This is a genomic window from Sphingobium terrigena (assembly GCF_003591655.1).
GTDB classification, from domain to species: domain Bacteria; phylum Pseudomonadota; class Alphaproteobacteria; order Sphingomonadales; family Sphingomonadaceae; genus Sphingobium; species Sphingobium terrigena.
On sequence record NZ_QVRA01000027.1, the window covers coordinates 1 to 23,112 of the forward strand.

Genomic DNA, 23,112 nt, shown 5'->3' on the forward strand with positions numbered 1-23,112 from the left:
ACGGACGGACCCGCTCCCACTGCTCGTCGCTTAATCCGTGTCGATCCAAGATGGCGCTCCCTTCGCCAGTCTTGAATCCGATCTGCGCGGAAAAGGGAATCCCCTAATTGTCCACAGGCCTTAATCCAGCCGGGAATGAAGGGGACGGGCTCAGATCGAACCGGACCGAAGTCCGCAATCCTGTCCTGGCCCTTCCAACTGCCCGTATCCTCGCCGCTATCGATCCCGATACACGGACAGTCCTTGCATGGCTGCTTCGTGATCTTCAGCAGGACGCACGGTCGAAATCCCGGCAAAGCTGGGATCGGCGCAAGGCGTTCACGGCTGCTTACTGGGCAGCGGTTGCGACTTATGCGGGCCACATCCGGCGCGCCCTTGGCGGAGCAGGCAGCGATCGCGTCAGGATGTTGCTGCTGGTGCGCCAGCCGGGATTTCCGGATGTTCCGGCACACGATTGGGCCGACGCCTCGCGCTGCTATTGCGACCGGCGCGATCGCTATGGTCTGGGCGTCAGCGAATTCCCCGAGGGCGAACTCGCCATCGGCGACAGGGTTATCGCCCGGATCAGCTATAATGGCCGGATCTGGCTGGCGGGACCGTGGCACCCTGGCGACAAGCCGCTCTACGACAATTGGAGCGCGGCATCCGCCCCATGATCCCGGCTAACCAGCGCTCCAGCCTCTAGCTATCCGGCACCGCGTTGGGCCCGCGCCCGTCACAGGGTGGGATCTCTCAGGGACATGGCCGCAAAAGGAGAGGGGGAATTGGTGAGGAAGCCGGGCGGCAGAATGCCGCCATCCCCTCACCAACAGGAGATTCTCCGATGGACATCATCGCTTCACGGACGCGTATAACCGGGTCGACTCCTCGCTATTCCTATCGCGCGCTGGTCCTGTTGGACGAGATCGATCCCGCGCGCCGGCATCGTGTCGCCATCCTGCATGTCCAGACCCCGGCCGTCCGTCTGCCCTGTACCCGGATCGCCGACACGATCGCGCCTGATCGCTGGTTCGAGCGGAACCTTGCCGTCCCCTGCGGTCTTGCCGCCCGGCTCAATCTCGTCGGCAGGCGCGTCGAAGCCATAATCCTGCAATCTATCTTCCCCGAGATGGTGACCCACTTGGCACCGCTCGCGCTTCTGCTCGACCACGATCCGGGAAGTGCCGTTCATCGGATCGCTACCATCGACCTCAATGCCGCCTTCGATGCCATCGCTCCCCGTCTCGACATGCTGATGGCCGCCGATCTCGGTCTCTACCAGGGCGCCAACCGCCATGCCGCCTGACACGGGAACTCTATCCACGAACCATTACACGCTATCCCATCTCGAAGCGGCTGCTTGTTTGTGGGACGCGGTCCTTGAGTTGCGCGACCGGCCCGATGCCGAACCGCGCGCGATCGAACGAGCACTGGCGATCCGCAAATCCTTCGACACCCTGGGGGCCGCCGCGCTTCGCCTCATCGTCGTGGGCTGGACCGATGCGGTCGATGCGGCCTGGTACAGGGAGCAGGAAAGCCGACCGTTCTCCTTCGACTGGGGCTTCGTTCCACAGTGGCTATCGGAGAAGATCGACTGGTCGGATCCGCGCCAGCCTGTCATCCGGATGCATCACCCTTCCCAGCATATCCGCGAAGGAGAGAGCGGTGTCGTTCACGAGGGATCACGCGCGCAGCCCCCTGTTTCCGATCCTTGGCACGACCATCGCGCGCTCTTGGCACGCGCCCGCGCTGCGCTGGAAAAGCCGGCCGACCTCACTGTCGACAACTGCGATGCCCTGATCAAGGACATCGGCCATGCCGAGAAGCGGCTGTCGGCCTCTCCCTTGCTCTGGCCGATCGATGTCCACGTCGCGGTCATCGAACACCGGCACGGCACGAACCTGCATGTCGCTCTCGATGCAAATGCGCTTGATACACAAGTCGCTGCCTATTGCCGTGAATGGTGGAGGGAGATCGGCGACGACGGGGATCCGCACAGTCTTTCAGACAGGGATATCATCGAGACCTATTTCGACGATCATCCCCATGAGAGCTGTTCCATCGATCGCGTCATGTTGGAACCGCCGATAATCCCCGATCGCATCCCGGAACACCCCGAGACCGGAACCTATTGTGTCCTGTCGACCGCGCATCTGACCTTTCAGACCGCCGACCGCCTCGACAAATGGGCGTCCTGGCCGCCAAGCGAGCGTCCGATCGATATCGCCGCCTCGGTTTATGGCTGGTTCGTGCCGACGCGCGAGCTGGCCGACGATCGCCGCGCGCAATTGCCGGAGGATCTGCTCAGCCTGATCGCATTCGGCCGGGATCGGGGCTTTCGTTTCGTGCTGCTCGATTGTGACGCATGCAGTGTCGATGACCTGCCGGTCCATGACTGGTAGAGCATAGGATACCCGTTTCTGCGCCGCGCCATGGGCACCGTGCCGTTAGAAAGGAATCTGGCTCCAGAAGCCCACCTTCCTTCCGTGGCTCTTGCGCAGTTGATCGACCCAGTCGGCATGGCGCACGATCTCCGCTGTGCCATCTATGCGGTCAGCAAGTTTGCCCGCGGCCACGAAATCCCGCACGGCATAAGGATAATATTTTGAAGCGCCCCGATCGAGGACGCCAGTGACCAGTCGGCGGTAGAGAAGGGCGGCACCGACCGGATCGCTCGACGCCAAGGTTTCGGCGCAGGGCCGCAGGACGTCATATGCCCGCCCATCCAGCCGATCGATCCGATCCCGGATCAGCTTGCCGGCTCGTTGCAGATCCGGCCACTCCACGAGAAAGGCGAGCGCGCTGATGCCCGCTTCGAACGCCATTGCTTGGTTGAGCGCCTGCTGCTCCGCGTCCAGATCCTCGAAATCGGGCAGGTACTTAAGCCAGTCGCGCAGCGCTGTGCCATCAAGCCAGCGATCGAAAATCGCCTTGCGCTGCGCCTGCGCGTCTTCCCTGCGGCCCAGGGCCATGAAAGCTCGCAGCTTGAGGTCGGCAAGCTCACGCTCGATATGCCCGCGCTCGGTAGGTGCGTCGATCCAGCCGAGTGCTTCCTCGACGCGTCCATGCGCGATCAGCCGCTCAGCGACCTTCGCGTTGAGCAACGCATTCCGCCGCTCAGGATCGACTGTGGCGATATAGGCATCGACATCGTCATCGAGGTCGGCGAGTTTTGGCAGCAGCCAGCCGGCCTTATAGTCGAAGCTGCGCCGTTCCGTCCCTGCTAGCGATGCCTGACGCTCCAATAGCATGTGCCGCAATGCCGCCCGGCCCTCCTTGCCCAGCGCAGGGGAGGCGGCCTCGGGCAACGCATCGAACACGCCGTAGCCGTCGCTCTCGATCAGCCCGAGAATGACAGCAGCAAGGATTTGTGGTTCCGGCGCTCCAGGGCGGCACCAGAGTTTCCCCAGATCTTCACCGCCCTGCCGAAACACATCGCCGAGCGCACCGCTGCTGTCATCCGCGCGTTCGAACACCGGCTCGGCGAGGCTGAGAAACAGGCGCATCAACTCGACCGCCTCCACCGGCGAGGCTTCAGCAAGCGGCCCTGTTATGCTGGCGCGCAACTGGTCGAGTTCCTGGGCGAGCGGCCGCACCTTGTCCCATTCGATGAAACTGCGCGACCGGCGGATGGCCTTAAGGCGCTTCCCGATCTCATGTGCCAGCGCGCCGCTGTCGTCCTTTGCTGCCATCTCCATGCGCGCGGCACGCGCAAAGATCGGATCGGCCTCGGCCTGGTTCAGCACCAGCCGCGCCAGCCGGGCCGCACCCAGGCTTTCTAGATTTTCGAGCGTCAGTTTGGTCGAACTGCGCGAGGCCTTCCCTTTTCCTGCCATCAACCGTCGTCTCTCCCCGCCGCGCGCTCGACGGCGATCAGCGGCAACAGCATTGCGTGCAGCGAGTCTTCCGCACGCGCCCGGCGTGAAGCGTCTGTGGAAGCGAGATCGCGGCGTATCCAGTCAGGCAAGCGGCGAAGCAATTGGGTCAGTTTCGAATCCGTGGAAGCAGTCATGCCCGTCTCTTTGCCGCAACGACATGCGTGTGAAAACCGGAACGTAAATCTGTCCGCCATGCAGTCCGACCGGAGGGAAGGGGGTGAATGGAAGCGAGGGCCCAGTCGGACAGCCCGGAAGGAGATCATCATGATGCTTCCCGCCACACTCAACATGAACTGCCGTCTTGGGCGGCGGGCGAAGGAGCACGCCCGATGAACATCGCTACCAGCAATTTCACGCGCGACGCCCGCGTCCCGCTCGGCCATTGCTCGACGGGCCAACTCGAACTCGACCTTGGCAAGCTCATGTCCGGGCGCTGCCTGATCCAGGGATCGTCCGGCGCCGGTAAGAGCCAGACGCTGCGCCGGATCGTCGAGGAAGCCTTCGATTATCTGACCACGATTATCATCGATCCGGAAGGCGAGTTCGCCAACCTTGCGGCTCATATCGGTGCCATAACGGTGATTGCTCGCGACTATGCCAATGATGGGCTGACCGCATTGGCGCTTCGGACCCGCCAGCACCGTATCGCGCTGCATCTCGATCTCACCGATCTCGAACCCGATCATCGCATCGAGAAGTCCGCCGCCTTTTTCGCCGGCCTGCTTTCGGCGCCGCGCGAGCATTGGGGCAATACGGTGCTGGTCTGCATCGACGAGGCGCATCTGCTCGCGCCGCATATGGCCGCCTCGGCGCGCGATGCCGAAACTCGCCGCCTCGGCGTCGCCACGCTCACCGACATGTGCGCGCGCGGCCGCAAACGCGGGATCGGCACGATCGTCGCCACCCAGCGATTGGCCAAACTCGCCAGTTCCGTCGTCTCCGAACTGCACAACCATCTGATCGGGCTGAATGTCTTCGACCGTGATGTCGCGCGGGCCGCCGATCTGCTCGGCTTCGGGAGCGACCAGGCTGCGCTGCTGCGCCAGCTTCCACCCGGCGAGTTTTTCGCCTTCGGGCCTGCGCTGGCGGCAACACCTGTGCTGGCAAAAATCGATCCCACTATCACCCCGCATATCGGGCGAACGCCCGACCTGGTCGCCGCTGCCGATCTCGATCCCGACGAAAGCCGCAGCCTGCTTGACCTCGATGCCTTGCGCGAGGTGGCGCCGGCACGAACGAGCGCGATAGCGATGCGCGGCCAGCGTGCGCTCGACGCCTTTCTCCTCGATCCGGCCGCGCCTGCCGCCGCACGGATCATTGGCGCACTTGGTAACATAGCGCCCAACGCCACCACGGCCGACGATCTTGCCCGCCATCTGGCGCTGTCGGCCAACGACATCGACGCTGGGCTTGACCTGCTTGCTGCGATCGGCGCCTCCGACACAATGCCGCGCGGGGATACGCGGATCGCGCGTCTGTCAGCACGGCTGCGGCTGCGTGTCGTCGACACGCCCGTTGTTGGCCTTGTGTGAATGGAGATCGCCATGGACCAGCCGTTTTTCGATCTCGACGCGGATATCGTCGAACTCGTTCCCTTCGTACCCCTACCTATGGCGCTCGACACCGCGCCGCTTGCCGAACTGGCCTTCCGCGCGGACGCATGGCTTCCCGATGAGACAAAGCGATTGCGCGAAGCCTTCGCCGAAGATCGCTCGATCGACGAGATTGCGGCCATGCTTGGCAGGCCCTGGGCAGGTGTCGCCACGCGTATCCATGATCTTGGCCTGCGCCGTCATTCGCGGCGGTCCTGGACCGATTGGGACGACGAGGAGATGGCACGCTGCTATGCGCACGAACCGACGGCAACGCTGGCCGCCCGGCTAGGCCGTGGTGTAAGTGCCCTCTATGCCCGCGCACGGCTGCTGGACCTGTCGGAGCCCGGATCCCCACCCTATAGTGGATGGGAAGATGCGCAATTGCGCGCCGGCTACGAGAAGGGCGTTCCTGTCGCCCAGGTCGCGAGCCTGATCGGCCGCCCGTTCACCGGCATCATTTCCCGCGCATCGACATTGGGCCTGCGCCACGCCTGTCAGCCGGACGACTGGAGCGACGCGGAAATGATCCGTGCGCTCGAACTTGCATCGACCGGCGCACGCTATGTCGCCATCGCGCAGCTTCTGACGGCCGAAGGCTTTCCAGCCCGCAACGGTCGCAGCCTTGGCCAGCGCCTGCGCAAACTGGGCTATGGTCGAGGCTGGGGCCGTCCCTGGATTGCTGAGGAAGACGAGCTTCTGCACCATGCCTATACGACAGGCGCAAGCCTGACGCCGCTGCGTGAGCGCTTAGGACGCAGCCCGCATTCCATTCGCTGGCGTGCGGAAGCGTTGGGTTTGCGTGGTACCCATGTCCATCGGGATGGTTTCCGGCAGGGCCCTGTCTGGACGGCCGAGGAAGAAGCCCGGTTGAGAGCGGACTATGGCAAGGTGCCCACACGCGCAATTGCCGAAAACCTGGGTCGCGGTGTGCGCGCCGTCCTGTACCATGCCAATCGGATGGGCCTCACGCACGGCTTCATGCGCGCGTTCATCCCCGCGGAGGATAGGGCAATTCGTAATGCCTGGACTTATGGCGTGTCGATGGTCGACGTCGCCCAGGCGCTTGGCCGCGATCCTGCCGTCATCGGCAAGCACGCCGCGCGTATCGGCTGCCGGTTCAACGATCCGGCGAGGCCCGCCCGAGGCCCCAGGACCCGGCGGGCAAAGCGAACGCCTGTGACGCTTGAGAGCCTGCTTGCGCTCGAGCCCGCTGCAGCGGTCGATGCCCATCTTCCGTTCGCCGCCTGACCCTGTCTCGCATGGAGGCCATGATGCCGCTGCCCGATCTGCCCGCCCGATTGTCGCCTTGTCGTGGCCGTTTATGCTCGTTCGATCACGCCTATAAAATCGCCCTGAATCTTCGCGGGGACACGGGCGTCCCCCATTATGTCGTCCGGGGGATCCTGCCCCTGCAGGCCTATCGGGTAACGACAAGGCCGCCGGCCTGGCCGGACCGCTGGCTGGCGATGGTTGCATGAGCGCGGGCAAGTGTGCGCCCGTCGTCGCGGCATGGGGCGCGGGCACCAACTCCACTGCGATGATCATCGAACTTGTCCGCCGCGGCGAAATCCCTGACATGACCTTGCTGGCGGCGATGCCGGAACAGCCACATACCCGCCGGCTCATCCCCGTCTTCCGTCAGTGGATGGACGATCACGGCGTTTCCAACGAGATCGTCGAATATCAGGCCCGGTTTTTCAAACATTGGCCGCCTTACACTTCGCTGCTCGATGCCTGTTTGACGAATGGCACCTTACCGTCGATCAGCTTCGGCCAGCATAGCTGCAGTGCCCGTCATAAAATCTCGCCCCAGGATAAATGGGTCAAGGCCTGGCCGCCGGCACAGCATGCCTGGGCCAGCGGCCACAAGGTTGTTCGCTTGATCGGCTATGACTGCTCAACGCGTGACAATCAGCGCTACGCCCATCGCGAAGAGCATATCTCGGACCTCTATGAGTACAGATATCCGCTTCGAGAGTGGGGTTTCACCCGCGAGGATTGCGAGCGCATCATAGCTGAAGAGGGCTTGCCTCCGTTCCATAAATCTTCCTGCTTCTTTTGCGGAGCCATGCAGATTTCAGAGGTCCGCGCGCTTCCGCGCGAGGAGTTGCGCCTCATCGTTCTGCTTGAAGCGCGGGCCGCACCGCGGCTTCGAACCGTCGAAGGTCTATGGCGCAAATCGACGAAAAAGCGTCCCGGATCGATGTCCCCGAGATCGATGCGATCATTGCCAACGCTCCCCTCGATCTTCTCGAGTTCCAGCGGGCTGCCGCGGCCGTGCCCATCGAACAGCGATCACATATCCAGACATGGATCGAACGCTTCAACGCGGGGCTGGCATATTCTTCAGATACTGCCAACGATCCGGACGACGTCAGAGATGCAGGTTGATGTTTCGGCCTTCATCTTTGGAGGGCGGGAAAGGGCGCATTCCAATGACATAGACCATGCCTGATCCCTGGCCTGATCGGCTTGAAGGCTGTCATTTGTGTTGAATCATTGTATCCGGTAACCTGGCAGCATTCGGACGCGCCGACTGCACTATCTCGATAGAGGGAACAGGCTGGAACATGGGAATGACCCCCGATGTCTGACGCGCGGCAAGCCAGCCTTTTTCCCGAGGATGATCTGCCGTCTACCCGCCGAGGTACGTCCGCCCGCCACGCCGGCGAATTTCAAGCAGAACCGGAAAGCCGGCCCGCCTCGATTCAGCTTGTGCTTCGACGCCATGGGAGACTTGGGATCTGGGTCAAGAGCATGCGGCAAAGGCTTTCCCGCTGGTTATGAGTTGTCCATCCCCCGATGCGTCTTTCTGACGATCTCGCGATAAACCGACATTTTTATGCACGGGCTATCGCGACCCTGCCCGATGTGCTGCTGATCGATGTTTCCCCGGCCTTTGCGTCTACCAGCCTGCCACTCGGGCGCTATTATCCCGTAATCCTGGAGACCATCGAGGAGCGGCAGGAGTTCGAGGTTTTCCTCGAGGCAGATCGACCCGGGCCGATCGTGCCCGATCTGCTCGATCGCAGAGCGTCCGCGCTCACCACCATCGATATCGTCTTCGCGCTCTTCGATCCCGCCATTACGGGCTGGCCCTGGCTTCTGCTCTGCCATTGGCCCGCCGATCATGTCGCGCTGGCGGCAGATCAGGGCGATATGTTCGCGCGCGGCGCCTACACCATCGAGATATTCCCAGATTCCGCCGCGCGGGCCGCCGCCATCAGCCAGTTGCTCGCGATACTGAGGACGCACCAGTGTGTGCAGGTGGTTCAGGTCACACCCACAACGCCGGCCGGAACCGCCTGATCCTGCGACGCGCCCCGCTACAGGCACTCCCGCGACCGTAGCGCCGGCGCGGCTACCGCCGCGGCTCCAGCCTCGCTCCCCAACCCATCTTCGGCCCCGCACCTTCCACCCCGGCTCCGCGCCATGCCGTGGTGGTCACGCAGAGTTGTGGGCGGGGCGCGGCGTTGCGTGTGGGGCAGGCGGGGCGGCGTCGCGCCAGCGGGAACGGGAGCGCCGGGCCGCGAACGGGCGGCGCGCGGGGCGAGGGCGGGATACAGAGGAGAGAAGGGCCGGGGAGGGTGTCGCCGGAAAATGGATTTCGAGCGACATTCGAAAGGTCAAGACGATGAACATCGGTGAAATCTTCAATCAGAACGGCCGCCTGACGGGCTCGATCGCCACCCGCACGATCGATCTCCCCCGCATCGGGCTCCGCAAGGTCATGAGCGAGAATGAGAAGGCGCCTGTCTTCGAGATCCTCGCACTTAATGTCGCGCGTCGCTGGGTTCAGGTCGGCGCACTGTGGGAGGCCGCCTCGAAGCGTACCGGTGAGGTGTTCCTCGCCGGCAACATCGACGACCCCAGCCTGCCCGAACCGCTGCCGATCGCGCTCTTCCCGGCCGATCATGGCGGTTACATGGTCGCTTGGCGGCGCGACACCATGCGCTCCGACTTCGGGGGCGGCATGGGGACCAGCCGCACCAATTATGACGATCGCGGTCCGCGCGATCAGGGCGGCTTCGGCGACAGCACCGCGGGCGCCGACGGCGAGCTGACCGGTGCCGGCGCGCCGTTCGGCGAGGAGGACCCGTTCTGATCACCGGTTGATCGGACCAGGTTCCGGGCCGGGGAGGCGTCAGGCTTCCCCGGCCCATTCTTTTTTCTCTCGACTGAGGAGACAGCCCATGCCGCTGCCTTCGTTGCACGATCTCGCCCCGTTGACCGATCTCTCCGCGCTCTGCGCCGTGATCATGGCCAGTCCCGCCATCCGGGATATGCTTTCACCACCTCTTTCCTTTGCGGCCTGCGCTCCGGAGATCCCGGCCGGGGTCACCTGCGGCGAGATCATCGCCGCCATTTACGACCTGCTCGAGGGCACGCCCTTCGCCCCGCATGCCGCCGAAATCGTCGGAGCCGTCCTGACGCGCTCCGCCGCCTTCGTCGGCATCCAGGCGAGCATGCACTGATCCGACACCATGGGGGGCGGGACGCCAGCGCGTCTGCGCCCCCTTTTTCTTTTTTACATGAAAGTGAGAAGTCCCATGACCCAAGACCGTTCGCGCAGCATCAGCCGCTTCGCAGACCTTCCGGCACTGATCGCCGAGATGACGGAAACCCCGGAATTCAGGCGCGCCTTCGGCGATTCCATGCCGCTTTCGATCATCAGCCCGGGCGATGAGCCGGGCGAGCACGATATGCCCGAACCGCTTCACGCGCAGGCCGACTGCGCGGGGGTGATCGCCACCATCTTCGATCTCCTCACCGATACCCGCCTCGACGCGCTCGCGCCCGAGATCGCATGGGGTATGGTCAACAGCTTCCATTTCGTTGCCGGCAAGCTCGAGCGACAGGAGGACATGCTGGCCGACGAACTGCGCGACATGATCCGTCGGACGGAGCCTTCGGAGGTGTTCAATACCGAACTGGAGGAGAAGCAGCTGCTGTGCCAGTCGCTGAGTGAACAGCGCGAGGCGGTCGAGTGCATGCGCGACTATGCCGCCGAAACCTTTCATGCACTTTCGGGCCGTCCATGGTCTCCCGCACGTGGGTCGCGCGTCTCCAAGGTGGCGACCGCCACGCAGGTGTCGATACAGGATTTCCTGCGCGCGCGGGAGCTTGCGACACGCGAGCGGTACCGCCCCAGAGGACCGATCGTCATCGCCTCGGGCCATGCGGAATGGCATGACTGGCAACTCCTCTGGGACCGGCTCGATACTATCCTCGAGCGCATCCCGCACATGACGCTAGTAACGACCGCGCAGCGCAAGGGCTTCGATGCGATCGTGGCCTCATGGGCAGGCAGTCGCGACGTGCAACTCGTGACCTATTCGCTGACGGGTTCGGGGCGCGGTGCACCCTTTGCCCGCAATCGCAAGCTGGTGGACCTGAAGCCTGTCGAAGCCTTGCTGGGTGAGGGATCGGGCATTCAGGCCAACCTTTATCAGGCCCTGCGTAAGGCAGGCGTTCCGATCCATGCCTTCCGTAAGGCGGATCAGGCTCCGGTCGAAAAGGTCGCTCCACCGCAACGGGGTCGGTTGCGTCGGGCGGCGTAACATCCGCGAACTTCATTCATTCTGTCGGGGGGCGGCGCTGCGCGCTGTCCCCGCTTTTATGCTGGAGATGTTGGTCGAGGCGAGAGAACAAGGGGTGCCAGTTCTCCCCCGAGAGGCGGGCGCCAGGAGGCACCCATTTGCGAATCAGGGGCATCGAGCCCCAGCTTCGCAAAGCCTCTTCTCTCTCTCAAGAATTCCAATGGTGGCACGGGACCGCGCCGGCCTCAAGGACGACGGGGCCCCACCATTTTTTTGGGCGGGTCCAGCGGCGCGCTTCCTCTGCGATGACGGTGGCCGCCCAAAAAAATCGTGACCCCCATCGCCGGCTGCGCCGGTCGCTGCGCGATCCTTGACCCCGCCGCTCGGAGCCCGTGCCCAAGGGGGGACCTCTTTCGTTTCAGCAGGAGGTTCCAATGACGAATATCAACCGCAGCGTCCGCCCATTCTCCGACATCGCCGAATTCATCGCGCAGGAGACCACGCCCACCACCGACGACTTCCACGCCGCCTTCACCTCCGACCTCGACGGCGTCCGCATCGGGCGCGGCGAGGAGGAGATGGCAACCGACATGCCTGATCCGACCGAAGCACAGCTTGCCGTCGAACTCGTTGTCACGACACTCTTCGACGTGTTGCGGGACACACGGTTGCAGCCCGCCGCCGAACGCCTCGCATGGGGCATCGTCAACAGTTTCCATCACGTCGCCGACCAGTGGCAGGGCCAGGCCGACAAGGCGATGCGCGATGTTCAGGACCTGCTGCGGCGCGCCGACGGCAGCGAAATCCACGGCGTCGAACTCGAGCAGGCACGCGATGAACTCGAATATCTCGACGAAGCCACCGACGCGCTGCGGTGCATGCGGGATCACGCCGCCGACGTCTTCCACACCGAAACCGGGCGGCCGTGGTCGGCGCCCAAAGGGTCGCTGGTGTCGAGCAAGCGCACCGCCTCGGTCATAGCCGCCACCGACTTCCTCGCCGCCCGCCGCCAGCGCCGAACCGACGCGCACAACCCACAGGGGCCCATCGTGATCTTCTCCGGCGGAGCGGACTGCTGGTTCGACGACCGCCTCATCTGGGGCAAACTCGACGAAGCGAAATCCCGAAATCCGAAGATGGTGCTGGCCACGACGGCACAGGACAAGGGGTGCGACGCCATGGCCGCGGCGTGGGCCGCCTCCCGCAAGGTGAAGCTCATCACGTTCCGCCTCAGTGCGAAGCTGGGGAAGCGGGCGGGGTTCGTACGCAACGAGCAGATGGTTGGATTACGCCCCGTCGAAGCGCTGGTCTGCGAAGGATCAGGTCTGCAATCGCACCTCGCGCGTCTTGTTAGGGAAAAGCGTATCCCGGCGCGGTTCGTCACGCTCAGCGATCAGGGATGGGAGGCGCAGTGAGTTATCCCAAGAGGATCGGTCCGGTTCACCGGGCCGGTCCTCATTTCTTTTTCTCGAGCGTCACACTCGCCCCCGCTCAGGGACCCGCAAGCGGGCCCGTCGCGGGCGCGATGCGGAACCGCCAGGGCGGTCCCGGCCTCCTGCGCGCGGCTCCGCCGTGCTCGTCGCAGGGACACCCTTCGGGTGCCGTTTCGGCAGGGATGGTCGTGCCTGCAACGTCCAGCCCTACAATCAGAGGAGAGGAGGGACGGGGAGGGTGGCTCAATTGAGGAGATCAAAGCCATGACCGAACACACCCCCTCCCATGCCGGCGTCTTCGTTTCGGGATCACTTTCGATCGCATCGCTTCCCGAACCCGTCATCGAGCGTATCAGTGGCATTCTCGATCGCCGGCTTCCTATCCTGATCGGGGACGCGCGCGGTGCGGACCGTGCCGTCCAACGCTTCCTTGCCGATCGAAATATCGATTCCGTCGCGGTCTATTGTTCAGGCGGTGGACCTCGCAACAATGTCGGCGTATGGTCCGTGCGAAACATCCCTTCCCTCGGCAGGAAAGGCACCGCCGCTTTCCATACCCCCAAAGACAAGGCGATGGCGAGGGATGCATCCTGCGGTCTTGTGATCTGGGACGGTCGCAGTCGGGGAAGCCTTGCCAACATCCATCGACTGGCAGCGCGGCGATGCTTCATTCTTATCTGGCTCACGCCGGAAGAGCGGTTCATCACCCTCCGGTCCGATTCCGACAGGAGCGCGTTCCTCGAAGCGCACCCCTGCCGGCATCTTTGACAATCCGTTTCGGTACATCAGGTGGCTGGCGACAGTCCCTTGAGCGCTGTTAACGCGCTGCCACCACCGACCCGGATCGCGTGCGTCAGAAGCTCGCGGAACTCCCGTTCCGTGAGTTTCTCGACGGGGAGGTCATTCACGATCGCAGCATATTTGCCGCGCAGGGCGCTGCGGGCACTTTCCAGGTCCTGCGTCAGCTTGCGCTGACGCGCTTCCAGATCGGCAAGCCGATCCCTTTCCGTCATCTTTGGCATGTCCATCGTCCTTCCCCGATGGCCTGCCCGTCGCGCCGCATTCTGCCAGAGTCACTGTGCAAGGCAAGGGGCGATCGACGCTTTTAACGGCACCGGCGACTGCAAACTGCAGCTCCCTCCTTCCCACGATCTCATCTTCCCATCGTTCCTCCCGTGCGCAGGCAAGGGAGGCAAGGAGACGGTCATGTCCACCACCGAACCCCACCTCGATCGCTTTGTCGAACCCAATGACCCCGATTACCCGGCCGCGCAGATCAGAGGTTTCGCGCTCATCCGCCAGATTGAGGAACAGGTCAGACGGGCGGATCACTATGCCGGTTGCTACACTGGCTACACCGACCCGGTGACTCACGACCTTGTCATCACCGGCGAATGCGACGCTGATTATGATGAGGCGACGACCAAGGCCCATGATCTGGGCTGGATCGCCGCGACCTCAAATGCCTATTTAATCCTCAAGGCACAGGGGCGGACCGACGAGACCGCGCAGATCGTTTACAACGCCCATCATAATATTTTCCTCAGCAATCCGGAGCCTCCATGCCCGGGCGAATAGTAGCGAATGACTTCCGGGGTCGGGCTCGCGTCCGGCCCCTTTTTTGCTTGCAGGGAGCCCCACCCATGGCCTTTGTCCCTCAAGCCGCTGCGGCGGTGAACACCAATCTCCAGAAGCAAGGTTGCCCCGCGCCTTCCGGCACGAGGCTGCGCAGCGCGAGCGCGCTGCGTAAGGCGGGACGCACGGCGCAAGGCCGTTTTGTAATGGACCCTACGCACGGGTGCTGCGGTCACATTATGACCTGAAAACATTGAGATAAGTCTGTATCACACGTCTTACGGCGATCCGGCGGGCTGTAGTACGCGGAACACCGGGCCTACTTGGTCCAGCCTATCTTATTGAAACGACTTCGGGAATTTCGTGATACGCGTCGCACGTCATTCCTGATCCCGGAATGCTATGGCGCAGGAACCGGCGGGGTGGCGGCAGTTGAATCGTGGCCGAATTCATGGTCTCTTCGCGGCGGTAGAAAGGATATCGCTCATGGCTGAATTGAACGAGGAATATATCAGCGATCTCCGCCAGGCGGTGGTCAAGGCCATCTGCGAAGTGTCGGCGCAAAGGCAACAATCCCCGGCAGCGGGCAAGGGGAACACCCTCTATATTGGCTCGGCCGAAGTCTGTCAGATGCTCACCATTCTGCTGAGTGAGTTTCTGGAGGGCGTCCCTGGTCTCGATACGCCCAGCGAGGTGCGGCGCATGTCGGACGTCGTGGCCAAGAAGATCAGACTGGGGATTGGAGAGATCCGTCGGCACCGCGAGGAAACAGGCGGAACGCCGCTGCCGTCCATCATCATCAGAGGCAACTGATCCAGGCAGTCCCGCCCTGTCCTTGTCCCCACGCAATCCCCCAGTACTTATTCTCTGAATGAATCTGGTAAGCGGGCAGCTTGCGCCGATATTGCCATTCCGGTAAAGTGCGCTTGCTTCATGACACTTTCGAAGGTCTCCGGATAAGGAGGCCTTTCACTTGCCCAAGCTTAATTTCCGCCTCGATGAGGCGCTGCATGCCGCCTTAATGCGCCGTGCGCACGGTGCGAACCTGTCCTTATCGGGCTTCATTCGTCAGCTACTCGAGCAGGCGGTCGATGAGCGCAAGCGCTACGTCTTCTCTTCCCAGGATGAGATTCTCGCCACCTCGATCCAGATACTGTCGATCGTCGCGACATCGGTCGGCCAGCAATCTCCCAGGGTGCTCGAACAGGGCATGGCGCAAGCCCGGATGATGCTCGCCGAACGCGGCCTGCTTGGTGGGGAGGATGCCTCGTGAGCATCTTTCGCAACGATACGCTGGGTTCCTGGACGCGCGGCGGGCAGGCGATCGTCCACAACGTCCGCATGACCACCCAGGTCTTTTACCAGACCATATTGGCCGGCTTCATCATCTGGATCATCGGGGCGCTCTGGTATGCGTTCGAGAAGTCGACCGAATATGAGCGGTTCGTTCTGATCAAACTGGCGGAGGCCACGATCAAGGTGGATGCGGCCGGTGGCACCAATGATCCGGTGCAGTTTCGAACCCCCGAAGGCCAGGCATATTGGACCTCGGCGGACTGGCTGGTCGCCTCCACCCTCGCGAAAAAGACGCTGCATGCTTTCGAGGGCTATCTCCTGCATGGCGCACTGCTCTCGGGCTTGTTCACCTTTGTCATGCTCGTCTGGGCATGGTTCTACTTCACGCGGACGGGCAGGGGGCTCGGCTCAAACGAATATCTGCGTGGTGCGCGCTTCGGCACCATCCGGCAGGTGAAACGTGCCCTCTGGCGACAGATCAAGGGACCGCTGGTGATCGGTAATGTTCCGGTGCCTGAGGCCTATGAGCCTGAGCATATCCTGCTCTGCGGGGCGCCAGGCACCGGCAAGACCAACCTCATCGTCGGCATGCTGGACGGCATCCGCAAATCGGGCAGGCGCGCCATCGTGTATGATACGGCCGGCACCTTCGTCGAGAAATTCTATCGGCAGGGCACGGACATGCTGCTCAACCCGCTCGATCAGCGCACGGCTCGATGGTCGCCCTGGGTCGATGTGCCGCGCGACTATCATTACGATCAGATCGCAGAATCGACAATTCCCGACAAGCATGGCGATCCCTTCTGGGCTAAGGCGGCGCGGGGAACGCTGGTCGCGGTCATGCGCAAGCTTGCCCGGCAAAAGCATACCTATGTCTCGGTCCTGCTCGACAGGCTCTTGCGTTCGAAGCTCAAGGATCTGGCTGCCTTCGTCACCGGAACGGACGCGGCCGCCTTCATCAGCACCGAAGGCGAACGGACATCCGCCGGCATCCAGGCCGAACTCGCCTCTGTGATGCGCAGCTTTGGCTATCTCGACGATACCGAAGACGGCTTCTCGATACGTGACTGGGTAGAGAAGGGCGCGGAAGGAAGCTGGCTCTTCATCACGGTGAAGGCCGATCAGCTCCCCTCGTTGCGCCCATTGATAACCGTCTGGCTCGACATCGCGATCAGTGCAATCATGAGCTTGGCGCCCGATCGCGGCCGACGGCTCTATTGCGTGATCGACGAACTGCCAACGCTACATAAGCTGCCGTCGCTCTCGGACTTCCTCGCCCGTGCCCGCAAATATGGCGGATGCGGCATATTGGGCTTCCAGTCCTATCCCCAGCTCAAGGCAACCTACGGCAAGGAGGATGCTGCGGCGATCACCGGCTATTGCTCGACCTGGGCGGCGCTGCGGGCGAATGACACGGATACCGCCGAGCATGTCTCGATCAACCTCGGTCAGGTCGAACAGGTCGAGGCCAATGAGGGCATGTCCTATGGTGTCAACGACATGCGCGATGGCGTCAACCTGTCGCGTATGCAGGTGACGCGGCCGCTGGTCATGCCGACCGAAGTTACCAACCTGCCCAATCTGGTGGGCTTCCTGCGCTTCGGCCGCAATTTGCCCGTGGTCCGGTTCGACAGCAGGTTCAACGACGTGCCATCGTTGGGACCAGCCTTCCTCGAACGCACGACACCCCCCATTCAGATCGACAAGGCCAGGACGCTTGTTCGCATCGCCCATGCCGAAGCGCGTGTCCGTGAAGTAATAGAGCGAGAAGCCGCGCAGGCGTCTTCGCCAGTGACAAATGGCCAGAAAGAGCAGTCGAAGCCACCGGCATCTTCAAATCCGGCTGCGATGCCGCCATCGCAGCCGGATCTGTTCAAGCCTCCATCGCCGCATATCGATCCGCAGCGCGTAGAAGATATATTGCTGAATGAAGAGAATGCCGAGCTTCCAGCACCTGCGCGCACCCTTTGGACGATCCTTGCCGGCAAGCAGGGGGAAATCCGGTCCGACCTTGTCCAGCACGGCCGTGACGACGGACCGCGGGAACGGGCGAGGCCGGCATGATCCAGCCCCAGCGTCTCCATGGCAAGCCCGCCAATATCGCCCGCTATTATACGGTCGGCGATTATTACACCAAGGGCGGCAACGAGCCGTCCGAATGGGGAGGAAAGCTTGCGGCGGACCTCGGCCTCTCCGGCGCTGTCGATCCGAAGCTGTTTCGCGACCTTCTTGCCGGAAAAGTCGGCGATCAGCAACTCGGGCGGCACCGTGCGAATGGTGAGATCCAGCATCACCCCGGCTGGGATTTCGCCGTCAATGCGCCCAAGTCGGTGTCGATCATGGCGCTGGTGGCGGGCGACGAGCGCGTGCTTGCCGCCCATGAGAGAGCGGTGACCGCAGCTATCTTCTATCTGGAGGAACAGGCGCAGTTGCGCCGCCGCGAGGAAGGCAAGATCGTTCACGAAATGACGGGCCGGATACTGGTCGCCCGCTTCACCGAGCATGGCAGCCGGGAACTTGATCCGCATCTTCACACGCATCTTGTCGTCCTCAACATGACCAACCGCGAGGACGGCGATTCCATGGCAAGCTTGGAAAGCCGGGTGATGTATGGTGAGCAGCGTGTCGCGGGCCAGATCTATCGCAATGCGCTGGCCTATAGTTTGCGCGAAGCAGGTTATGAAATCGATGCCGATCCTCGTTCCGGATTATTCGAGATACGAGGCGTTCCGAAAGATCTGATTGATCAATTCTCACAGCGCGCCGAGGCGATCGAAGACCATGCGCGCGAGTATGGGTTGGTTGGCCAGAAAGCCCAGCGTGCTTCCTTCTACGCCACGCGTAAGGCGAAGGTGAAGATCGGTAAGGAGGAACTCAGCGCGCAATGGCATCAGCGGACCGGTGGCCGTCTCGAGACGCTGCACAAGATCGCGGACGTGGCGCACGGACGGGACGGGGGACATCTTCCGCCCACCGAACGCGAAGCATCGCGGGCCGTTCTTTTCGGCCTGGGGCAACTGGAGAGTGCTGAGGCGGTCAATAATCTGGGTAACATACTGCGCACCGGTCTCGCCGCGCATGTCGGTGAGGTCCGGCTCGATGATATCCGCCCTCGGATCGAAAAGCATGAGTTGGCGCATAAGTTGCTATCGACCCATGAGCCGACCGGTGACAGGATGCTGACCCGTGGGCGCACCAGCCGCAAGTCCTGGCGACTGGAACTGGCGCTCACCCAGCATATCGCGCTGGGCCTCGACGATGGACGCCCGATCGCGTCGAGCGATCGCTTACTGGCCGTGCTTGAAGGCACATCGCTCAACAAGGAGCAACAGCGCGCGCTGGTCGAGACGGCGCTGACGCGTGATCGCGTTACCGCCATCCACGGCGTTGCAGGATCCGGCAAATCGACCTTGGTGCGGATCCTGGGAGAAGCAGCCGAGCCGGGAACGACGCTGATTGCCCTGGCCCCCACATCGTCGGCTGCTGCGGAACTGGGAAACAAGGCAAAGATTGATTTTCATACCGTCGCCAGCTTCGTGGCGCGGGGCGGGCAGGGGATCACTGAACGGCATGTCCTGGTGCTTGATGAGGCCGGACAATTGGGCAATCGTCAGGCCCAGCGGCTGCTCGAAATCAGCAGGGCAACAGGCGCGCGGCTGCTGTTCCTCGGAGACGAAAAACAGACCGGCGCGATCGAACAGGGCAAGCCCTTCTGGTTGATGCGAAGGTTGGGCTTGCCGACGGTTGAGTTGACGCAAGCCGTTCGGCAGGAAACCAAATCGATCAAGGCCGCCGTTACCGCCGCCCGCGGGGGTAACTTTGCCGAGGCGCTGGCCAGGCTCGATAGTGTCAGCACCGTCGATGACAGTGAAAAAATGGCCGAGCAGGCCGTCAATGCCTGGATACGGCTTAAGTCGGAATCACGGGCTGGCACCAATATTCTTGTCCTCGACAATGCGACCCGGCTCATCATCAACAACAAGATTCGCGAAGCGCTGAAAGACGGGTGGGGCTTGGCAGCTGATGATAGCTTGCTTTCTATCCTCGCACCGGCAGGCCTCACCGATATCGAAAAGCATATGGCCCGCTTCTACGGAGCGGGGCAGGTGGTGCGCTTCGATCGGGACATCGCCGGCCTCGGTGTTGCGCGGCACGCCGATTATCGCGTCGCAGGGTTCGGACGTGAGGCCAATGGTCGGCATGTAGTGCGTTTGGTCGACGAGCAAGGGCGCGTCGTCCGCTGGGACCCGCAGACGACGAAGGCGGGGCACATCAATGTGTTCAATCCCGAAGAACGGCACGTCGCCGAGGGTGACCGGATCCAGTGGCGGCTCGTCAATCGAGAATTGGGCCTACGCAATGCCGAGCGCGGCACCGTGGAAAAACTTGATGGCCCCCTAGCGACGATCCGCTGGGATCGGAACGGGCATGTGCAGCAGGTTAATCTGTCGCAACACCGGACCTGGGATCATGGCTATGCAGAGACCATATATTCCGCGCAATCCAAGACCTATCCGCGCGTATTCGTGCTGGCACCGGTCGAATCTCCATTGGTCAATGCCCAGAACTTCTACACGGCCATTACCCGCGCGGCATTTGGCGCGCGACTCTGGACCAACAATGTCGAGGAACTGATTGCCAAGCTTGAGCGCCGATCAGGGGAAAAGACGTCTTCGTCGGAAGGGTTGGGTCGGCTGAAGACTGACCGCGTAGATATATTCTCGAAACGCCGGGAACAACATTTGGCAAGTATGCGGGCCGAGCAAGAGCGAACCCGAACGGAGCGGCGCGATCGGGCGCTCGAGCGACAACTCCACTATCGTGATCGCGCACCCCGTGGCGCGGCCGAGCATCTCGCCGAAGGTGCCCGGAGCATCGCGCAGCTTCTCGACAGGTTCCTTGAAAACATTCTCGACAGCGCGCGCATGGACGCAAGAGCGCCGATAACCGGCATCGACCGGGAAAGCCAATTTCCTGCGGCTCGCCCTGAACCCTCCCATGGTCCTGAACGATGAGGTTACTGCCTATGTTTCCTTCCCTGTTCGCTGTTGGTCATTATCAGCTACTACCGCGTCATCGCTCGCGGCGGTGTCAGGCAAGGACGATGGCGTTGCAATTGTGCGGAGTCGATTGGCAACAACAGCCACAAGTGCTCTATGCCCGCCTTAGAGCACTGGACCCACCCGCGTTTCGGGAACTCCGACCGGCCGCCTTCAACCGGCCTATTCATATGGCGGTTCGCAACGGCCGATATACCGCGGATGTCAGGATCAACGATGCTGACTGCTGGATCCAGGCGAAACGTTGCGGAGGTGCCATCCTGCCTGACTATGTCACGGCGTTCGATACGGTAGGTCAGAGCCGGAGAAGGCAAGGCATCTTGATCCGTATGGGTCCACCCGGACCTCACAGCCGGATATCCGTCGATCATAGCGTCACATGGGATAAGGTTACAGAGCGAAGCCGGACCCCGAAACGCTCCTGGAGGGTAGGATGGGTAGGATGATGACACACCGAATCCCCAAGCTGTTATGTACGGCAATCATCAGTATCGCATTGTATAACGCTCCTGCATTTGCAAAGCCCGCTGACGCAGAAGACCTGCGAATTTCCTCCTGCATTCGGCAAGCCTCGCTTGGTCAGCCTTGGTTGGAGAAAACGCTCTGGGGACTACGCGATCAGGAGGCGGGCTGGATCGGCGCTGAGGTTCGTAACCGCAATGGCTCTCATGATCTGGGACCACTACAGATCAATAGTTGGTGGATACCTCGCATCGCTGCGCTTGTTGGGCGTTCGCCTGGCCAGGTTCGATATTGGCTGCGTTTTGATCCCTGCTTCAACGCGGAGGCTGCACGGTGGATCTTCTTGTCCGCCCTGCGCTCGACCGGCAATTACTGGAAGGCGATTGGCATCTATCACAGTCCGACGACGTGGCGGCAGACGCGCTATCTGAATTCTGTGGCTCGCCATATACGGACCAGATTTGGGAACGCAGTCTTTCGTCCTGTATAGACGGACGCCGCCTTGATTTTTCCTTTACCAAGCTGACCGTATGGCTCGTACTGGGCTATGTATACGATCGCTATATCGGACGAAGGCGGTGAAGCCGATTCGAGCCCTCATATCGGCCCAGACTGCGGTGTTGACCGATGATGCCGTTGCCGAGCTGCAAAGCACCGCAGCAAAATGATCCATCCGCTATCAAATTATACAGAGACTATGAAATTATAGGATAGGATATATAGATTGAAACTCAATATTAGTTACGCAGAAAAAGGGAGTTATTAGCGCGATATTCTAAATAATCATAGTTTTAGTTAATGAAATATTCGATGGGCATCTGGTGTAGAGGCTCAATAATTGCAGTTATCACAGAAGCGGATTTGACGCCTTTCTATAAGGTGGGTATGTGCATCCCGGCGGAGGGCAGGGGGGCGGTGAGAGGATGGACAAAAACGTACGCTAACGCTTGTTCAGAGCGCTTTCAGGGTGTGGAGCAGTAAGTGTGAAGCCCGTTTGATCGCGCCATCGTAACGGCCGAACGCGAACGCCACCGCCTCTGTCTGCCTCTGGATCATGCCGGAATGCCGCTCGAACGCCCGATCGACTGCGGCGAGAACATCGTCGGCACCTGATGCGACCTCTCCCAGATGCCAACCGGCATAGCGTGGATCGTCCTGCCAGCTTACGTCATGGGCATTGATGAAAGCGACCGGTCGAGGCGTGGCGATAAATTCGTAAAGCTGGCTCGACATGTCGCCCAGATAGAGGTCGGCCGACCTCGAATAGGTCATGTCGAAGAGCCGGGGAGAATCCAGATCGACGGCGATGTGCCCCGGCACGGCAAGTTCAAGCCATTGCGCCCGTGCTGCCCGATCCAGGTTCTCGAACGCGCGGACGTGGGGAGCGAAGACTAGGTTATATCGCTCCTGTTCGCGGAAGCGGGCGATGACATCGCGAGCGATGCCGATCGAAGATAGCGCGGGATCGAAATGGGGATTGTACAAGACGGTCGGGCGATGATTATCGAACAATCGTGGCCCAGCTGGCAAGGCCTGCAGATAGTCCATCTTCACATAGCCAATGGCCGAGAGCCGCTTCCGGTCCAGGCCCTGCGCGACGGCTCGCTCGATGTCCTTCTGTCCGGGCACGAAAATGGCGTCGAAGGCTTTCCGCCTCGCTTCGGAAGATGGCGCGCGATCACCGGCGCCGTGGCGGAAATGCACCAGTGGACGCCGCCATCCCAGCCACCGCAAGGCAGCCGAGGTTCGCTCCGGGACGATGATGGCCTCAGAATTGCGGGCTAGCCATCGGATCCGCGCCAGCAAGGGGCCTTTCGCCGCCGAGCGGATGCCCGTCACGCGCGCTGCGATCCTGCCTGCCCAAGGCCAGGCGATCTGCGTCACGGTCATCGCGCTGGCTTTCATCGCCGCGCCCACCGCGCCCAGGGCGGCGGCAGTACGGTCGTCGGCGCAAATGCAGCAGACTGTGATATCCGGATGACTCAGGCTGAGTTCGGCAGCGACTGGAGCGAGATGCAGGACCTGATGCTCCCCTCCAATAAAGATGAAGGCGAGATTGTTCAAAATCGTCATGACTTATCCAGTGATCGCGCCTTTCGAGCGAGAAGCTTCTGTCCGTCCGCCCGGATTTCCCCTTTCGGCGTGACATGTCGGTAGAGTGTCTGCCGGGTGATGCCCAACTCGGCGCATAATTCGGCGACTTTTGTCTCTGGCTTCCCCATCGCGTGTTGATTGCCACTGAGAACTGACCCGGGATTTCCATCGAGAAGTGACCCGGGTGGATATATGTCTCC

General features: G+C 62.0%; 21 protein-coding genes. 17 read left to right on the top strand and 4 right to left on the bottom strand.

Annotated elements, in window-relative coordinates; genetic code table 11:
* The first annotated feature begins 107 nt into the window (after window positions 1-107).
* The 3 genes from D0Z70_RS25530 to D0Z70_RS20090 all read left to right on the top strand — a co-directional run bounded on the left by D0Z70_RS25530 (window position 108) and on the right by D0Z70_RS20090 (window position 2,381).
* Window positions 108-656 carry a hypothetical protein gene (locus D0Z70_RS25530; RefSeq protein ID WP_239019046.1) on the top strand — a complete coding sequence of 183 codons (549 nt, stop codon included), beginning with the start codon at window positions 108-110 and terminating at the stop codon, window positions 654-656.
* Between the two features lie 167 nt (window positions 657-823).
* Window positions 824-1,285 (top strand): hypothetical protein, encoded by a 462-nt coding sequence (locus D0Z70_RS20085; protein WP_119749553.1) that lies wholly within the window; start codon window positions 824-826, stop codon window positions 1,283-1,285.
* 58 nt (window positions 1,286-1,343) lie between these two features.
* A complete protein-coding gene (locus tag D0Z70_RS20090; protein ID WP_239019047.1) occupies window positions 1,344-2,381 on the top strand; it encodes a DUF5983 family protein in 1,038 nt (345 codons plus the stop codon).
* A gap of 45 nt (window positions 2,382-2,426) precedes the next feature.
* Here the strand turns inward: D0Z70_RS20090 and D0Z70_RS20095 are convergent, their stop codons facing one another.
* Entirely contained in the window at window positions 2,427-3,815 is a 1,389-nt protein-coding gene (locus D0Z70_RS20095; RefSeq protein WP_119749557.1) for a DUF6880 family protein, read from the bottom strand.
* Window positions 3,815-3,991 (bottom strand): hypothetical protein, encoded by a 177-nt coding sequence (locus D0Z70_RS25040; protein ID WP_182914052.1) that lies wholly within the window; start codon window positions 3,989-3,991, stop codon window positions 3,815-3,817. The genes D0Z70_RS20095 and D0Z70_RS25040 overlap by 1 nt, the downstream gene beginning before the upstream one ends.
* Before the next feature lie 195 nt (window positions 3,992-4,186).
* On the opposite strand from D0Z70_RS25040, the gene D0Z70_RS20105 reads away from it, so the two are divergent.
* The 9 genes from D0Z70_RS20105 to D0Z70_RS20150 all read left to right on the top strand — a co-directional run bounded on the left by D0Z70_RS20105 (window position 4,187) and on the right by D0Z70_RS20150 (window position 13,193).
* Entirely contained in the window at window positions 4,187-5,389 is a 1,203-nt protein-coding gene (locus D0Z70_RS20105; RefSeq protein WP_119749562.1) for an ATP-binding protein, read from the top strand.
* A 12-nt stretch (window positions 5,390-5,401) separates the two neighbouring features.
* Window positions 5,402-6,700, top strand: coding sequence for a hypothetical protein (locus D0Z70_RS20110; protein ID WP_119749641.1), 1,299 nt, complete (start codon window positions 5,402-5,404; stop codon window positions 6,698-6,700).
* A 226-nt stretch (window positions 6,701-6,926) separates the two neighbouring features.
* On the top strand, window positions 6,927-7,907 hold the full coding sequence (locus D0Z70_RS20120) for a hypothetical protein (RefSeq protein WP_239019048.1): 981 nt from the start codon (window positions 6,927-6,929) through the stop codon (window positions 7,905-7,907).
* A gap of 416 nt (window positions 7,908-8,323) precedes the next feature.
* The gene (locus D0Z70_RS20125) at window positions 8,324-8,761 is read left to right on the top strand and encodes a hypothetical protein (protein ID WP_239019049.1); all 438 of its coding nucleotides are present in this window, start codon (window positions 8,324-8,326) and stop codon (window positions 8,759-8,761) included.
* A 325-nt stretch (window positions 8,762-9,086) separates the two neighbouring features.
* Entirely contained in the window at window positions 9,087-9,557 is a 471-nt protein-coding gene (locus D0Z70_RS20130) for a DUF736 domain-containing protein (protein ID WP_119749566.1), read from the top strand.
* 88 nt (window positions 9,558-9,645) lie between these two features.
* Window positions 9,646-9,927 carry a hypothetical protein gene (locus D0Z70_RS20135; RefSeq protein WP_119749568.1) on the top strand — a complete coding sequence of 94 codons (282 nt, stop codon included), beginning with the start codon at window positions 9,646-9,648 and terminating at the stop codon, window positions 9,925-9,927.
* Between the two features lie 75 nt (window positions 9,928-10,002).
* Window positions 10,003-11,013, top strand: coding sequence for a DUF2493 domain-containing protein (locus D0Z70_RS20140; protein WP_119749570.1), 1,011 nt, complete (start codon window positions 10,003-10,005; stop codon window positions 11,011-11,013).
* Between the two features lie 413 nt (window positions 11,014-11,426).
* Window positions 11,427-12,407, top strand: a complete 981-nt coding sequence (locus tag D0Z70_RS20145; protein ID WP_119749572.1) for a DUF2493 domain-containing protein — start codon at window positions 11,427-11,429, stop codon at window positions 12,405-12,407.
* 282 nt (window positions 12,408-12,689) lie between these two features.
* A complete protein-coding gene (locus D0Z70_RS20150) occupies window positions 12,690-13,193 on the top strand; it encodes a hypothetical protein (RefSeq protein ID WP_119749574.1) in 504 nt (167 codons plus the stop codon).
* Window positions 13,194-13,210: 17 nt separating this feature from the next.
* On the opposite strand, the gene D0Z70_RS20155 is transcribed toward D0Z70_RS20150, so the two are convergent.
* Window positions 13,211-13,447, bottom strand: a complete 237-nt coding sequence (locus D0Z70_RS20155; RefSeq protein ID WP_239019050.1) for a hypothetical protein — start codon at window positions 13,445-13,447, stop codon at window positions 13,211-13,213.
* Window positions 13,448-13,631: 184 nt separating this feature from the next.
* Here D0Z70_RS20155 and D0Z70_RS20160 point away from each other — a divergent pair, with 184 nt between their 5' ends.
* The 5 genes from D0Z70_RS20160 (at window position 13,632) to mobF (ending at window position 20,311) form a co-directional block, all read left to right on the top strand.
* Window positions 13,632-14,003 (top strand): hypothetical protein, encoded by a 372-nt coding sequence (locus D0Z70_RS20160; protein WP_119749576.1) that lies wholly within the window; start codon window positions 13,632-13,634, stop codon window positions 14,001-14,003.
* 483 nt (window positions 14,004-14,486) lie between these two features.
* Window positions 14,487-14,813, top strand: a complete 327-nt coding sequence (locus D0Z70_RS20165; protein WP_147418803.1) for a hypothetical protein — start codon at window positions 14,487-14,489, stop codon at window positions 14,811-14,813.
* Between the two features lie 160 nt (window positions 14,814-14,973).
* Entirely contained in the window at window positions 14,974-15,273 is a 300-nt protein-coding gene (locus D0Z70_RS20170; protein WP_119749580.1) for a CopG family transcriptional regulator, read from the top strand.
* Window positions 15,270-17,360 (top strand): type IV secretion system DNA-binding domain-containing protein, encoded by a 2,091-nt coding sequence (locus D0Z70_RS20175; protein ID WP_119749582.1) that lies wholly within the window; start codon window positions 15,270-15,272, stop codon window positions 17,358-17,360. The genes D0Z70_RS20170 and D0Z70_RS20175 overlap by 4 nt, the downstream gene beginning before the upstream one ends.
* The gene (mobF, locus tag D0Z70_RS20180) at window positions 17,357-20,311 is read left to right on the top strand and encodes a MobF family relaxase (RefSeq protein ID WP_119749584.1); all 2,955 of its coding nucleotides are present in this window, start codon (window positions 17,357-17,359) and stop codon (window positions 20,309-20,311) included. The genes D0Z70_RS20175 and mobF overlap by 4 nt, the downstream gene beginning before the upstream one ends.
* A gap of 1,458 nt (window positions 20,312-21,769) precedes the next feature.
* Here mobF and D0Z70_RS20190 read toward each other — a convergent pair.
* Window positions 21,770-22,891 carry a hypothetical protein gene (locus D0Z70_RS20190; protein WP_119749586.1) on the bottom strand — a complete coding sequence of 374 codons (1,122 nt, stop codon included), beginning with the start codon at window positions 22,889-22,891 and terminating at the stop codon, window positions 21,770-21,772.
* Between the last annotated feature and the right edge of the window lie 221 nt (window positions 22,892-23,112).